The 14,034-nt window shown below is 69.0% G+C and carries 16 protein-coding genes and 1 other RNA gene; 3 read left to right on the forward strand and 14 right to left on the reverse strand.

Annotated elements, in window-relative coordinates:
- Positions 1-4: 4 nt before the first annotated feature.
- The 6 genes from ACFFIA_RS36565 to ACFFIA_RS36590 all read right to left on the reverse strand — a co-directional run bounded on the left by ACFFIA_RS36565 (position 5) and on the right by ACFFIA_RS36590 (position 3,580).
- Positions 5-226, reverse strand: a complete 222-nt coding sequence (locus ACFFIA_RS36565; RefSeq protein ID WP_377260371.1) for a hypothetical protein — start codon at positions 224-226, stop codon at positions 5-7.
- Positions 223-525 (reverse strand): helix-turn-helix domain-containing protein, encoded by a 303-nt coding sequence (locus ACFFIA_RS36570; protein WP_377260373.1) that lies wholly within the window; start codon positions 523-525, stop codon positions 223-225. Before ACFFIA_RS36570 ends, ACFFIA_RS36565 begins: the two co-directional genes overlap by 4 nt.
- Positions 522-992, reverse strand: a complete 471-nt coding sequence (locus tag ACFFIA_RS36575; protein ID WP_377260375.1) for a DUF6197 family protein — start codon at positions 990-992, stop codon at positions 522-524. The genes ACFFIA_RS36570 and ACFFIA_RS36575 overlap by 4 nt, the downstream gene beginning before the upstream one ends.
- 102 nt (positions 993-1,094) lie before the next feature.
- On the reverse strand, positions 1,095-1,961 hold the full coding sequence (locus tag ACFFIA_RS36580; RefSeq protein ID WP_377260377.1) for an FtsK/SpoIIIE domain-containing protein: 867 nt from the start codon (positions 1,959-1,961) through the stop codon (positions 1,095-1,097).
- Positions 1,962-2,073: 112 nt separating this feature from the next.
- Positions 2,074-3,030, reverse strand: a complete 957-nt coding sequence (locus ACFFIA_RS36585) for a hypothetical protein (RefSeq protein ID WP_377260633.1) — start codon at positions 3,028-3,030, stop codon at positions 2,074-2,076.
- A 232-nt stretch (positions 3,031-3,262) separates the two neighbouring features.
- Positions 3,263-3,580, reverse strand: a complete 318-nt coding sequence (locus ACFFIA_RS36590) for a hypothetical protein (RefSeq protein ID WP_377260379.1) — start codon at positions 3,578-3,580, stop codon at positions 3,263-3,265.
- A gap of 143 nt (positions 3,581-3,723) precedes the next feature.
- Here ACFFIA_RS36590 and ACFFIA_RS36595 point away from each other — a divergent pair, with 143 nt between their 5' ends.
- A complete protein-coding gene (locus ACFFIA_RS36595) occupies positions 3,724-5,133 on the forward strand; it encodes an NsdA family TPR-like regulatory protein (RefSeq protein WP_377260381.1) in 1,410 nt (469 codons plus the stop codon).
- Here the strand turns inward: ACFFIA_RS36595 and cutA are convergent.
- The 3 genes from cutA to rnpB all read right to left on the reverse strand — a co-directional run bounded on the left by cutA (position 5,076) and on the right by rnpB (position 7,199).
- Positions 5,076-5,450 (reverse strand): divalent-cation tolerance protein CutA, encoded by a 375-nt coding sequence (gene cutA / locus ACFFIA_RS36600; protein ID WP_377260383.1) that lies wholly within the window; start codon positions 5,448-5,450, stop codon positions 5,076-5,078. The genes ACFFIA_RS36595 and cutA overlap by 58 nt on opposite strands.
- 644 nt (positions 5,451-6,094) lie before the next feature.
- Positions 6,095-6,280 (reverse strand): hypothetical protein, encoded by a 186-nt coding sequence (locus tag ACFFIA_RS36605; protein WP_377260385.1) that lies wholly within the window; start codon positions 6,278-6,280, stop codon positions 6,095-6,097.
- Positions 6,281-6,799: 519 nt separating this feature from the next.
- An RNA gene (gene rnpB / locus ACFFIA_RS36610) (RNase P RNA component class A) lies at positions 6,800-7,199 on the reverse strand.
- Between the two features lie 36 nt (positions 7,200-7,235).
- On the opposite strand from rnpB, the gene ACFFIA_RS36615 reads away from it, so the two are divergent.
- Positions 7,236-7,994, forward strand: a complete 759-nt coding sequence (locus ACFFIA_RS36615) for a sulfite exporter TauE/SafE family protein (protein WP_377260387.1) — start codon at positions 7,236-7,238, stop codon at positions 7,992-7,994.
- Here the strand turns inward: ACFFIA_RS36615 and ACFFIA_RS36620 are convergent.
- The 5 genes from ACFFIA_RS36620 to ACFFIA_RS36640 all read right to left on the reverse strand — a co-directional run bounded on the left by ACFFIA_RS36620 (position 7,987) and on the right by ACFFIA_RS36640 (position 13,046).
- Positions 7,987-9,144 (reverse strand): bifunctional RNase H/acid phosphatase, encoded by a 1,158-nt coding sequence (locus ACFFIA_RS36620; protein ID WP_377260389.1) that lies wholly within the window; start codon positions 9,142-9,144, stop codon positions 7,987-7,989. The two genes, ACFFIA_RS36615 and ACFFIA_RS36620, sit on opposite strands and share 8 nt — an antisense overlap.
- A 354-nt stretch (positions 9,145-9,498) precedes the next feature.
- Positions 9,499-10,239: a zinc ribbon domain-containing protein gene (locus tag ACFFIA_RS36625; RefSeq protein ID WP_377260390.1), complete on the reverse strand. Its 741-nt coding sequence runs from the start codon at positions 10,237-10,239 to the stop codon at positions 9,499-9,501.
- Entirely contained in the window at positions 10,236-11,051 is an 816-nt protein-coding gene (locus ACFFIA_RS36630) for a Nif3-like dinuclear metal center hexameric protein (RefSeq protein ID WP_377260636.1), read from the reverse strand. The genes ACFFIA_RS36625 and ACFFIA_RS36630 overlap by 4 nt, the downstream gene beginning before the upstream one ends.
- Positions 11,052-11,214: 163 nt before the next feature.
- Complete coding sequence (locus ACFFIA_RS36635) at positions 11,215-11,766, reverse strand: flavoprotein (RefSeq protein WP_377260392.1); 552 nt, start codon at positions 11,764-11,766, stop codon at positions 11,215-11,217.
- Between the two features lie 50 nt (positions 11,767-11,816).
- Positions 11,817-13,046 (reverse strand): helix-turn-helix domain-containing protein, encoded by a 1,230-nt coding sequence (locus tag ACFFIA_RS36640; RefSeq protein ID WP_377260394.1) that lies wholly within the window; start codon positions 13,044-13,046, stop codon positions 11,817-11,819.
- 231 nt (positions 13,047-13,277) lie between these two features.
- Here ACFFIA_RS36640 and ACFFIA_RS36645 point away from each other — a divergent pair, with 231 nt between their 5' ends.
- Complete coding sequence (locus tag ACFFIA_RS36645; RefSeq protein ID WP_377260396.1) at positions 13,278-13,955, forward strand: bifunctional DNA primase/polymerase; 678 nt, start codon at positions 13,278-13,280, stop codon at positions 13,953-13,955.
- Positions 13,956-14,034: the final 79 nt, after the last annotated feature.

The following is a 14,034-nucleotide window of genomic DNA, read 5'->3' on the forward strand; positions in this document are numbered from 1 at the left end:
CTGGTCATTGGCGATCACCACCGGTCACGGTCTTTTGCTGGCTGTCGAACTGGTCGACCAGGCGGCGGATCTCGGTCAGCGCCCTATCGGCGGTCACGGGTGGAAGGCCGTAGCGGCCGTTGGGTTCGGTTGCTTCGAGCCATCCCTTGATGCCGCCGAGCAGTTCGGCGTAGCGGCAGGACCGCTCGAACCACTGCTCGTAGTAGGACTTGTAGAGGTCGGTCATGGCCGGTCACCGCCCCACCGCTGTTGCGCGGCCTGCCGGCTGATACCGAGGCGGGCGGCGATCTCCTGCCAGGAGTAGCCCTGCTTGCGGAGGCCCTTCACGGCCTCGGCGATGACGGTGTCGATCAGGGTGGACAAGGCCACCAGATCAGTGAGCGCTTCCACATCGCCGGAGGCGACTCGCTTGCCGTGGGCGCGGATGATACGGCGGGCGAACGCGGCGAACTCGTCGTTCTCCACCACCATGCGGCGCCGTGGCCGGGACGCCTTGGCCGTCAAGGCCGGCTTGACGGTGTTCATGCGTTCTCACCACCCGGCACATCCAGAACCGGCAGCGGTACGTGGAGCCGGTCCCACTCCTCAGCGGCGGCCAGCAACGCCGCGTGGACCTGGTGGGCGGTGCGGTCAGGGTCGTCGTTCCAGTCGCCGACCGAGGGGCCTTCCCACTGCTCCTGCTCGTCGGTGGGGGCCGGCTTGGCGCCGGTCAGGTTGAGGAAGTCGTTGAAGAAATCGCTGGCGCGTTTGAAGTCCCGCCACCCAGAGCGGTGGCCGGTCGGGGCGTCGGCGGGGATGCGCTGGCCGAACGCGGCCATACCCATACCGCCCTGAGCACAGGCGGCCGGGGTCGGGTTGGTCGGGTTGTCGTCGGAGTACAGGCAGCCCTGGTGCCAGCCGTGCAACTGGATGTAGAGGGCAGCACCACGCAGGATGACGGCCGGCGTCACATCGGTGACGTCGGCGATGGACGGTTTGTGGGTAGGCTTCAAGACAGCCACGTCCTTTCGGGAAGTGGTCAGGAGGTCGACAGCGCCGGGTCGCTTTCCAGGGCTGAGTCCGGTGCTGTCGGCCGTATGCGTGTGGGAATGCCGTTAGGCGGCCATGTCCCAGTCGCGGCGGTGGCCATCGCGGCCGGCCGGGTTGTTGGGGCGGCGGATCCATTCGGCGTAGTCGACGATGTGGTAGATCTGCTCGTCAGTCAGGTAGGCCGTCTTGACCAGGCGGGGAATGCCGCCCTCGGCGAGTAGCAGGACGGCGCCGGGGTTGGTGGGTGCGATGTCGACGGCGTTGTAGCCGCGGTCGGCCCAGTCCTGGCCGAGGACGATGTCGGAGCTGTTGCGGCTGGTGCAGCGGAACGCGGCACGGTAGCCGAACTGGTCGCGCAGGCTGGCCGGGATCATGTCCCAAGAGGGCCGCTGTGTCGCGGCGACCACGGGCATCGCGCAGGCGCGGCCGAGGAAGACCAGACCCCGGATCAGGGTGGCGAACTCCTCCTGTTGGGCTTTGGTACCCAGCAGGGTGCAGTAGACGGCGAGTTCGTCGATGATGGTGACGATGACGGTCAGGTCATCGGTGGGTAGAACCTTGCGGCGTCGTTGCCCGAGCAACCAGCGGTAGCGGTTCGTAGCGACGGTGAGCAGGCGTCGGACCACGGACAGGGCGTGGTCGATGTCGTAGCCGACGAACGCGTCGGCGAGGTCGCGGTAGGCGCCGAGCTCGACGAGCTTGCCGTCGAACAGCACCATGCGCGTGTTGGTGGCCAAGGTCGCGGTGCAGGCGACGTTGTTGAGTAGGCCGGACTTGCCGCCGCCGGACTCTCCGCCAGCGAGCAGGTTGTGGTAGACGATGTCGAGGTAGACCGGTTCGCCGAATTCGTCGATGCCCACGAACACGGGGTCGAACATGGACAGCGATGGCCCTACCGGTACCGGTGCGTCATCCGACGCGGTCAGGGTCATGGTGTGGTTGCTCCCTCGTAGGAGGCGAGCCGGGGGTACGGGAAACCCAAGCGGAACAAAGGTTTCCCGCGCCCGGTCGAAGGTGGACAGATGAGGAAGATGGACCTGTCCTTTAGATCCAGTCGGAGATGTCCTCACCGTCGGCGCTGTTGGCCGTAGCAGTGGCCGGGGCCGGCGTAGGCGCCGGGGATGGCCGGGGTGACGGCCGAGGCGCCGGGACGGTGACGGTGTCGTCGGCTGGCACGTCGGTCAGGTCCAGACCGCCAACGGTGGCGGTAGCCGCCGGCTTCTTGGTGCGGGGGATGCCGAGGTCATCCAGGCCGGGGATCTCGTCGACCAACGGATTGGTGACCAGGTCGGTCAGCACCTCGCGGCGTTTGATGTCGACCCGCAGGTAGGCGGCGTTGGTGGTCGAGGCACGCTCGACCAGGACGGATGCCGCCCAGCAGGTGACGGCCATCTTGTCGAGCCGGGCATCGAGGTCCTTGGCGGACAGCCCGGGACGCAGGTAGATCCACACCCTTTCCCCGACGGGCGTCGGACGCGCCCAGAGGATCAGCGGGAGGGAACCGGAACGGTTCGCGACAATGAACTGGTTGAAGCACACCCGCAGCCGATGCCGCACGATGAGGCACCAGGCGACCGCGACGATGCGGCGGCGGATCGGACTCACAGCGGCCGGGACGCCTACGAGAATGAGGACGACGGCCAGGCGGACGAAGACGTTGGTGTGCGTGGCCAGAGCGACCCAGCCGTAGACGAGCCCGGTGACGAGGCTGACCTCAGTGGCCCACCACCACAGCACCCGCAGCACCGGCCAGACCAGCACGACCGCTCCGACAAGCGCGCCGATAACAGCGCCCAGGAACAGGCCCAGCAGCAGCCCCAGGATCGGGTGCATGTAGGAGGAAGCGACCGTCGTAGCCAGAACGGCCACGATCGCGAGGGTGAGGATGAACGCCAGCTTGGCGTTCCGGACGGACGAACGGTGAACACGGCTGTCGATAACCGTGACCGTTGCGCCTTTGCCCCTGCCGCCGAACAGGCGACCAAGGTTAGACTTGGACACGAAACGTCCTCCCTCTGTACGGGATGGATGAACGGCGGGGGTCGGCCGGTGTAGGAGCCAGGACCGACCCCGCGCCACTTCACGGATCGCGATCACCACTGATGTGATCGCCAGACCAGAACCGTTGGAGTCAAACCGGTTCCAGATCTGAGATCAGCAGACCTTCAGGCCGCTGGACGGTGCGGTGTAGCCACGGACAGCGATGGCGAACACAGCACGATGTGCGACGGACTTACTTGGCCGAAGCCCCAGTCACGGCCTTCAGCTCGGTCGCGCGGTACGCGATGCCGGAACGCCCGTTGGTCGCCCACGGGATCGCCTCCCACTGGATCGGGTTGACGAGCTGTCCCACCGTCACGTTCGGCTTCTCACCCGCCGTAGTGATGGTGATGACCTCGCCACCGGTCTCGTCCAGCACGAAGACCTGAGTCGACCACATGAGCCGGCCCGTACCCTTCTCCGACCGCTGGTTACCGTTCTGGTCGTTCTTCGGCGCCGGGTCCATCGACACCGTCACCTGCTTGCCCTTGCCGTCCACGTACAACTTCACGATGTACCCCTCCTTGGGTTGAGCGCGTCCTCAGTGGGACGACTGCTCGCTATCGGCGTGCGAGTTGCTCGCCGATTCCAGGAAACACGACAGCGCGCGGCTTAACCTGCCCACAAAGGGACTACCCATGATGGGGATAGATCGTGCACAATCAAGGGGAGGCGTACGACGAGCAGAGGAAACCGATGATCTCAAAGCGGTCGGCTGTGGCGCTACCGCCCGATGTCTTGGAACGGGCGGACGTGCGCGAGGCAATCACCCGACACGACTTCGGCCAGCTCTTCGCCCTCGCTAGAAAGTGGGCAGGAATTAGCTTCTCGAAGATCGCCGAGGAATGCGATATCAAGCCGGAACGGGTCGGCACGCTAGCCCGGGGACAAGGCCGCATAACCTCATTCGAGAAGATTGCCCGTATCGCCGACGTGATGCGGATCCCGGGCTACATGCTCGGCCTCGCACCCCGCACATGGGAGGATGTTGGTATTACCCCACCAGCGGAGAGGTCCAGGAACGGAGACAGTAAAGTGCTTCGTAGGCAATTCATCAAGTCGTCCGCACTGGGCTTAGGAGCCGCTTTCGGCCTTCCTGCTCTGGACCTACCGAGGCAAGGGAGACGTCTGGGCGACGATTTCCCCACAATTCTTCGCCGACGTGCCGCTCGTCTACGTGAGCTGGACAACGTTCTCGGTGGCGGTGATACCTTCAGCCTTTACCAAGCCGAATACGAAAGCACGAAGGCCGTAATTCGCCAAGCGACCTATAGCGAATCGATTGGGCGTGATCTGCTGTCGGTCCTCTCGGAGCAGGCGCAGCAAGCCGGGTGGGCTGCTTTCGATGCTGGGCAGCACGAGCGCGCGAGGCAGCTCTACCAGGCGAGCCACTCCGCTGCGGTCGATGCTGGTGACGCCGACCTCGCCGGAAACGCTCTTGCGTTCCTTGCCTACGAGTCCATCGGCAAAGATCCCTCGGCCGCTGTCGAGCTGGCTACGGCGTCGTGCAACTCGCACAGCGCACCGGCTGGGACGGTAGGCGCGCTACTCCACGAGCGTCGGGCCTGGGCACACGCCACCGCTGGCAACGTCCGCGAGACTGAACGAGCACTGGAGATGGCCGAAGCGGCATTGGCCACCAGCGACCAGCAGCCGACTCCTGACTGGTCCGCTTGGGTCGATCGGATCGAGTTGCAGATCATGACGGGGCGTTGTTGGACCGAGCTGAAGCGTCCGCTGCGGGCCGTTCCTGTCCTCAGCGCAGCACTCGCGCAGTTCAGCGATACCCACGCCCGGGACAAGGCGCTCTACTCGTGCTGGCTCGCCGATGCCTACCTAACCGCGGGCGAAGTCGAAGAGGCGGCCGCAACGGCTATCCGCGTGCTCGACCTGGCGACTGGAGTTGCCTCTGTACGTCCCCGCCAGCAGATCGCGAGTGTGATCGCACAGCTCGAAGGACACAAGGGAGTGTCGGCAGCGACGGAGGCGCTGGAGAAAGCACGGGCCTACGACGCTCCGTTGCCCGCTTCCGGCATGACTGACTTCCGTATCCAGCCGAGATAGTCGACCGATCCAGCGACGATCGGCACCGCTGAAATCTCGGGTTTGTCCCACGAGTGATTCTCCCTGAGCAGCTGCTCCAGCTCGGAGAACCGCGACGCGTGCGTCTGAAGAGTGAGCCGCCACTCCTCACCGGTACCGAACTCGTCCAGGTGCCAAAACGCGGAGACGATAGGCCCAACGATCTGAGCACCTGCCGCGAACCGTCCTTCGACGGCCAGCTTCGCCAATGATTCCGCCTCCTCCCGGGTCTCAGTCGCGGTTGCGACGAGGAGGAACTCGTACCGCTCGGTCGTTGGGTCTGACGTCGTCTGAGTCACGGGTCCATTGTCTCAGGCGTAGCGATCGCACCGGAGATCAGACGGACCCCGGGTTGCTGGGGTCCCTCGCCAGTGGCCTCAGAGGCGGCCGGCTGCCGGCGATGCTGTGAGAACTTTCTGTACGTCTTCAAGGCGGCCCGAAACGGGCCGCTCGCGCCGCCGCCTGGGCGCGCGCCCGCCGCTGCCGCTGGCGCTCTGCGGCGGACACGCCTAACGCCCGTCGGCTGGCGCGAAATGCAAAGACCCTCGGGGCCGCCGAAGAACGACAGAGCCGGGGGATTGTGAGTTGGTGGTGGGCCGACAGCCGGCCGGCGAGCTGGCGCGCGGCGTAGGCGCCGCGCGTGCACCGTCGGCGGGGGTCGCGCGCCGTGGCGCTCAGGCTTACTGCGCCTCCGGCGGGGGCGCTCCGGCTCCGGGATGCCGGAGGACCGTGGGGGCGGGTCGCGGTCCGTGGGTGGGCGCTCAGCCATCCCGTCTGCCGTCGACCCGGGCAAGCCGAGCAGACCACCGCCCGGGGCGCCAGCCGCCGTCCGACTGTCAAGGATCGCTTGACATGGCGCCCCGGGCGGCGGCCCGCTCCACCAAACGTGCGGGTCGACGGCAGACGGGATCGCTAACCAATTCCTTTGACCGGAAAGCGGATACTACTTGCCTGTTTCCGTCGCCTCAGACTCCGGATATTTATAAAGCGAGCCAACACCGGCAGCCATCAAGAGAACCGAAAACAGAGCGATGAGAGCGCCTATCGCAATAGTCCACCAGCGTCCCAGCGCCCATCCGCCTGCAAATGCGCCACTACCGACAAGCGCCACCACCACCATAGTCGCCACCGCAGATCCGTCAACCTTTCGGTTAAGTCGCCGCCGCTCAGCCTCAACGAGTCTATCTAGTATCTCTCTTATAAGTGGTTGTAGATGAGCCCTATCTTCTTCCGAAAGGGAGGAGCCTATGTTCTGATAAGCTTCAAGCTTATGACGTAAGCGTCCAGTTCGCGGCACTGTTGCAGCTCGTCCAAGTAAGCCCAACAGCGGCACTGCGATAACCTGAAGTAATGGAATCCAGCGATCCACAATTTATCACCAATCGAAGCTGACCAGCGTGTGTCGAGACATTGTGGAGAATAACCGTCATGCCTCCCAGATCAAGTATCATGGGGCACGCCACCGTGTCACATTTCCGACGTCATGCAGTACGCCGTGATGGCACATGCCCCGATGCAGGGCCGTCTCCGGGCCGTCTGGGCCGTCATCGGGCCGTCTGATGCTGACCAACATTGACCAACGACAACCATTGATGCCAAGAGAAACGCCAGGTCAGCGGCCCGCCGACGAGGGCGGACAGGGAAGCGACGGACGAGTCGGCCTGTACGCCGGATTCTGTCCCGGCGACACGCGTCGCCGGTGGCGGCCATCCATCTCGGCCTACCGTTGCCGGCAGGCTCCAGCGGCCTACCCGCAGGCATCGGACGGGCCGCCCTCAAACGCCTGCGCGAGCCGCCGCCTCGCGGTGGCGGCTCTTCTTGGCCTTGCTCCGGGTGGGGTTTACCAAGCCGCTCCGGTCACCCGGAACGCTGGTGGGCTCTTACCCCACCGTTTCACCCTTACCGCGCCGAAGCGCGGCGGTTTGTTTTCTGTGGCACTGTCCCGCGGGTCACCCCGGGTTGCCGTTAGCAACCACCCTGCCCTGTGGAGTCCGGACGTTCCTCGGCAGCTCCTCGAAAGAAGCTGACGCGACCGCCCGGCCGACTCGTCCGTCGCGCCCTCAATCGTACTAGCCTCAGCGGGGATGGATCTCCCAGGAACGGTGCTGCTCGCCGTGGCGGGGTTAGCCGCGGGGGCGGTCAACGCGATCGCGGGCGGCGGCTCGCTCATCACCTTCCCCGCCCTCATCGCGGCAGGGCTCGCGCCCATACCGGCGAACGTGACGAACTCCGTCGCGGTCAGCCCCGGGTACATCGGCAGCGTGGTGGGCAGCCGCGCCGACATTCCGCGGGAACGCGTACGCGCGCTCGTGCCGATCGCCGCGCTGGGCGGCTTCGCGGGATGCCTGCTGCTGCTCGCCACGCCGGCGCGCGCGTTCGAACTCGTGGTGCCGTTCCTCGTCCTGGCCGCGGCGGCGGTACTCGCCTTCCAGGACCGGCTGCGACGCCTCGTCGGCCACCCGCGCACCATGTCCCCCGCGCGTAACAGGATCGGGCTGTACGCGCTCGTGGCCGCCGGCGGCGTGTACGGCGGCTACTTCGGCGCGGCGCTCGGTGTGATGCTCGTCGCCGGGCTGGCGCTCCTCCTCGACGAGCGGCTGGCCCGGGTCAACGCGCTCAAGAACGTACTCTCCGGCGTCGTGGGCGTGGTCACCGTCGTCGCGTACGCCGCCCTCGGCCCGGTCGACTGGGCCGGCGTCGCGGTGATCGCGCCGGCCACCCTGCTCGGTGGGTACGCGGGCGCCCACCTCGCCCGCCACCTCCCCAGTGCCGTGCTCAAGGCGACCATCGTGACGGCGGGCACGGCGGTGGGGCTGTCGCTGCTCGTACGTGCGTTCAGCTAGCCAGGTGCGCGGTCTCGTTCACCATCCGGACCGCCACACCGCCGTCGGTCCACATGTCCACGATGGACAGGCCGGCCGGGTCGAGGTAGAGCCGGTGCAGGAACGCGTCACCGGCGGCGAGCGCGTCGCGCAGCAGGATCTTCAGCGGCGACACGTGCGAGACCACGACGACGGTGCTCTCCGGGTACCCCTTGTGGATGGTCGCCACCACGCGCCGGACCCGGGTCGCCACGGCGCGGAACGACTCCCCGCCCGGCGGTGCCTCCTCAGTGGACCCGAGCCAGGCGTCCATCTCCTCCGGCCACTGCGCGCGGACCTCGGTGAAGGTCCTCCCCTCCCACTCGCCGAAGTCGCACTCGACGAGGTCGGGCTCCACCTCGACCGGCGTGCCGCCGAGCGCGGTGGCGATGACCTCCGCGGTGCGCGTACACCGGACCAGGGGCGAGGTGACCACGGCGGAGATGGCGGGCGCGAGCGACTTGACCCGGGCGGCGGTCGCCCGTGCCTGCGCCAGCCCCTCCTCGGAGAGCGGCACGTCGCCTCGGCCGGAGTAGCGGCGCTGCGCGGTGAGCGCGGTGGCGCCGTGGCGTACGAGCAGCAGGCGCGTGGGCGTCGTGACCGGCGGCTCCCACGAAGGGCGGGCGCTACCCGCGGCCGGCTCCGCGGGCTCGCCTTTTCCCGCGACCACTCCCCCGCCCCGCGCGGCGGCCGCGCGCGCACCGACGGCGCGGGTGATGCCGGCCGCCTCGTCCATCGCCTTGTTGGCGAGCGCGTCGGCGTGCTTGTTGCGCTCGCGCGGTATCCACACGAAGGTGACCCGGTCGAAGCGGCGCACGAGTGCGGCCGCCTGCGCGGCGAGCGGGCGCAGCCCCGGATTCTTGATCTGCCACCGGCCGGACATCTGCTCCACCACGAGCTTGGAGTCCATCCGCACCTCGGCCTCGGACGCGCCCAACTCCACCGCGGCGCGCAGGCCGGCGAGCAGTCCCGAGTACTCGGCGACGTTGTTGGTGGCGATGCCGAGCGCGTCGGCACGCTCGGCCAGCACCTCGCCGGAGTTGGCCTCGCGCACCACCGCGCCGTAGCCGGCCGGGCCGGGGTTACCACGGGCGCCGCCGTCGGCTTCGACGATCACGCGCAGCGGTGTCACAGTGCCTCCAGGTTCGCTCGCTCGTGCGGCGCCAAAGACGACGTCTTCCCTCGCAGCCCCGAAAGACCACCCCACGAAAACGCTCCGCTGCGCTCCACGTTTCCGCAGGGACCCCGGACCCCGACTCCGTCGGCGGGACCACTCAGTCCAGACGCCGCCGCGCCAACTCGCTCGCTCACTGTGTCTCCTGGTTCGCTCGCTCGTGCGGCGCCGAAGGCGACGTCTTCCCTCGCAGTCCCGAAACCCCGACTTCGTCGGCGGGACCACTCAGTCCAGACGCCGCCGCGCCAACTCGCTCGCTCACAGCGCCTCCAGGTTCGCTCGCTCGTGCGGCGCCAAAGGCGACGTCTTCCCTCACAGGCCGGACTCCGCGGTGCGGACCATGATGCGGCGGCACTCCTCGCAGCGCACCACCTCGTCGGAGGGCGCGGCCTTGATGCGGGCGCGCTCGCTGCCGGCCAGGTCGAGCCGGCAGCCGCCACAGCGGCCGCCCTTGAGCAGTGCGGCGCCGAGGCCGCCGGACGCCTCCCGGATCTTGTCGTAGAGCGCGATCAGGTCGGGCGGCAGGTCGCTGACGAGCGGCTGCCGCGCGGAGGTGCGGAACTCCTCCTCCTTGGCGATCTCGGCGAGCGCCTGGTCGCGCCGCGCCTCGGTCGCCTCGCGCGCCTCCCGGCCACTCGCCTGCCGGGCGAGCAGCTCGTCGAGCGTGGCCTGCGCGGTCTCCCGCTGCTCCATCAGCTCCAGCTCGCTGTCTTCCAGCTCGGTCTGCCGGCGGGACAGCGACACCAGCTCGTGCTGGAGCGCCTCCAACTCCCGCGCCGGGCCGCGCCCGCTGTCGAGCCGCGTCTGGTCCTTGTCCTTGCGGGCGCGTACCTGCTCCACGTCGCGCTCGATCCGCGCGATGTCGCGGTCGAGGTCGTCGACGGCGACCTGGGCCCGTACGCGCTCGTCCTCCAGCGCGGACAGCTGCCGGGCGAAGGTCTCCAGCTCGGCCAGCTCCGGCAGCGTCCGGCGCCGGTGGGCAAGCTGGGCCAGCGCGGTGTCGATCGCCTGTAGGTCGAGCAGGCGACGCTGGGCTTCCGGGTCTGCCTTCACGAGCGGGGCTCCTTCAACGAGTCGTGCACGGTCCAGGGGTCGGTGTCGAGGTCGGAGACGACCACCTCGACACCGGAGGCGTCGCGCAGGTGGGCCGCGAGGTCGTCGAGCCACGGCCGCTCGGTCGCCCAGTGCGCGGCGTCGAGCAGCGCCGGACCGCCGCCGGCGATGTGCTCGCTGACCGGATGGTGGCGAAGGTCGGCGGTCAGGTACGCGTCGACGCCCGCGGCGGTGGCGTCGGCGAGGAACGAGTCGCCCGCGCCGCCGCAGACGGCCACGGTGGAGATCACGCGATCGGGCCGCCCCGCCGCGCGTACCCCCCAAGCGGTGAGCGGAAGGGTGAGGGCCGCGTGGTGGGTGAACTCGGCGAGCGTCATGGGCGCCGGAAGGCGCCCGATACGGCCGGTGCCGCGGCCGTCGCCGTCGGTGTGATCGCCCGCGCCGGACGGCCGGAGCGGGCGCAGGTCGCGCAGGCCAAGCCGGGCGGCGAGCGCGTCGGAGACACCCGGGTTGGCGACGTCGGCGTTGGTGTGCGCGACGAAGAGGGCGATGTCGCCCTTGATGAGCTGGTGGACGATCCGTCCTTTGTACGTCGTCGGCGCCACCGACGACACCCCACGCAGCAGCAGCGGATGGTGCGCCACGATCAGGTCGGCGCCCACCTGGCGCGCCTCGGCGACCGTCTCCGGCACGCAGTCGACGACACACAGGACCCGGCGCACGGGCGCCTCCGGCTCGCCGAGCACCAACCCCACCCGATCCCACGACTCGGCCCACGACGGCGGATAGCGCTGGTCGAGGGTCGCCACCACGTCGGCGACGGTGGGCGTGGTCGTCACGCGGAACTCCGCGTGGCTTGCGCGGAGCGCGGCGTGGCGGTTTCGTGGGGTGCACTCACGGCGGCGAGGCTACCAGCGCGGAGACCGCCATCTCATGGTCCTCTCACACCGCCGCGCGCCGTGTCCCTGGCGCGGGTCAGCCCCGCTTGGCCTCGACCCGCGTGTGCAGCGCCTCCAGCGCCATCCCCCACGGGAACGAGTCGCGGTGGCGCTCGCCCGTGCCCGGCGGATGCAGCGGGAAGACGTCGTCGCCGAAAACCACCGTGACCCCCCACCCCCGCAGCCGGTCCAGGCTTTCCCGGAACGCGGGATGCAGGCCCATCGCCCAGTTGGTGTACGGCATCACGACGATCGGCAGGCCCTTGCCGTGCGCCTCCACCACCAGGCCGAGGGCGAGCGTGTCGGCGATGCCGCAGGCCCACTTGTTGACCGTGTTGACCGTGGCGGGCGCGACGATGATCGCGTCCGGGGCGGGCAGCACGTCCGGGTCACCGGGGTTCTTGTAGAGGGTGCGCACCGGATGGCCGGTCTGCACGGAGAGCGCGGGCACGTCGACGAACTTGCGCCCGTCGGGCGTGACCACCACGCACACGTCCCATCCCTCGCGCTGGGCCAGCGTCACCAGTCGCCCCACGTCGCGCGCGACCGGCGAGCCGCACGCGATGATGTAGAGGACGCCGCGGTTCACGCGGTCGCCTCGCGGGCTCGGGGCCGCCGCTCGTTACGCTCGCCCACGCGTCATACTCCAACCCCCATGTGCTCGGCGAGCTCCGCGACCGGGGTCGGCGGTGCCCCCTTGGTGCGGCGGAGCACGTCGGAGAGCACCTCGTGTGCGATCGGCCGGCAGCGGATCTCCGATGGGGCGAGGCGGTCGCCCTCCAGAAGCATCTCACTGGCCCGCTCGACATCACCGATCTGCGTGTATCCGCGGGCTATGTCGATGAAGTGGTGTGCCCGCCGCTCGGGCAGCAGCGCGGCGAACGCGTCACCGTCGATCTGCTCGTGCGTGTCGACCGCGACCCGCCCCTCGCCCAACTCGACCGCGGCGGCGGCGCGGTGCAGCAGCACGTTGGTGGGGCCGAACGAGGTCCAGAAGTGGTTTTGGTCGCCGCCCAGCTCGTGGGCCGCTTCCTCGGCGGCGGTGAACAGGTCGCGGACGGTCGCGCTGTCGCCGATCCGCGCCGCCGCCATCGCACCGTTGAGCAGCAACATGCCGTAGACCGAGAGCCGCTCGGGCGTGGCCTCGTTGCCCTCGCCGGGCGCGAGCCGGTTGGCGATGTTGACGTTGACCTCGAGCGCGGGGCGGGCCCGGCCGAGGGCGAGCAGGGCGCTGCCGACGCGGTAGCTGGCGATGCCGGCGAGCAGCTGGTCGCCGGCCCGCTGGGAGACCGCGATCGAGCGGTCGGCGGCGAGCCAGCACAGCTCGTGCTCGCCCAGCTTGCGCAGCGTGGACGAGGCGATCTGGTAGATCTGCCCGAGCAGGTGGGCGGCCTCGGTGGCCTGGTCACCCTCGGAGTACGCGGTGTCCGCCGCCTGCCCGTCGCGCAGCAGCTTGGGCAGCGCACGGGCCAGCACACCGTACTTGGCGTGCTGGTAGGTGAGCCACGCATGGCTCACCGCCTTGCGCATCTCCGTCAGCGGCAGTGCCTGTGTGGGGGCGAAGAAGAACGCGCTGATCTGGTCGTAGCGCTCCAGGGCGGCACGGATCTCCTCCACCTCGACCTGGTCGATGCAGTTAACGCTGTCGATGCGACGCTCGGGCTCCTTGCCGAGGAGCAGTTGGACGTCGACCTGTAGTACGTCGGCGATCTCGTAGACCACCGAGAACTTGTCGAGCCGGCGCACGCCCCGCTCGACCTTGTCGACCCAGCTCTTCGACTTGCCCAGCCGGTCGGCGAAGACCTGCTGCGACATCTTGCGGCGCCCGCGCCAGTACGCGACGCGGCGCCCGATGGGCAGCTCATCCACGTCGTACCTCCCCTTGCCTCGCCGGCGACCGGGCCGGTTGGGCGGTGCGGTCGTTTCGTCACTCATCCGGGCCTGATCGCACACGCTGTGCGCTGGCGCGTCGACCCTCGCTCGTAGTTTCAGATGCAAGTTGCAAGCGGCTCTGTCAATCGCAACGACCGCGTGTCGTGCTGGTGACGGCGCTTGGCGACTGATATGACGCCAGCCGCTGACGTGGGAGGTTTTCTGACCATGCGGTGGAGTCCTCGACCACCATTCATACGATCTGGGGTGTTCGAACGCTCCCGGCTACGCCACGCGGCACTGCGCTACGCGGAGCACGGCTGGGACCTTACACCCGGTGCGTGCCTCGCGGGGAGCAGGTTCGACTGCGCCCGCCCCGGCTGCCCCACCGTCGGCTGCCACCCCGCGCTTGAGCACTGGGAGCAGGCCGCCACCTGCGACACCGCACAGGTCGCGAAGTGGTGGCGTCGTACGCCACACGCGGTGCTGCTGCCGACCGGACGCGCCTTCGACGTGCTGGAGGTGCCCGCCCACCTCGGCCTGCGCGTGCTCGGCGCGGCGCGGCTGCACGCCAGCGTGCTCGGCCCTGGCCGTGGCCAGGTGCGCGGGCCGGTGGCGGTGACCCCGACCGGACGCTGGATGTTTCTGGTGCGCCCGGGCGATCCGCTCCGCCCCGAGCTGGACGAAAGCCTCGACGTGGTGCGGCACGGTGGCGGCTCGTGGATCCCGGCGCCGCCGACCCGCCTGCCCGAGGGGGTGGTGCGCTGGTCGGTGTCGCCGGAGGAGACCCGCTGGCGCCTGCCCGACTCGTATGCCGTGCAGGGCATGCTCGTGGACGCCGTGGGGGCCGCGACCCGTGGGGCGCAGCTGCCCCGGCAAACGTCCACCTTGCGCCGCGCGGCATAGCAGCCAAGGTAACCGCGCCCACCGAGCGGGTCGAGACCCCGGCGGGTGACGCGATGGCGGATCTTTTGCCACCTCCGTA

This window comes from Phytohabitans kaempferiae (genome assembly GCF_042433955.1).
Lineage (GTDB): Bacteria > Actinomycetota > Actinomycetes > Mycobacteriales > Micromonosporaceae > Phytohabitans > Phytohabitans kaempferiae.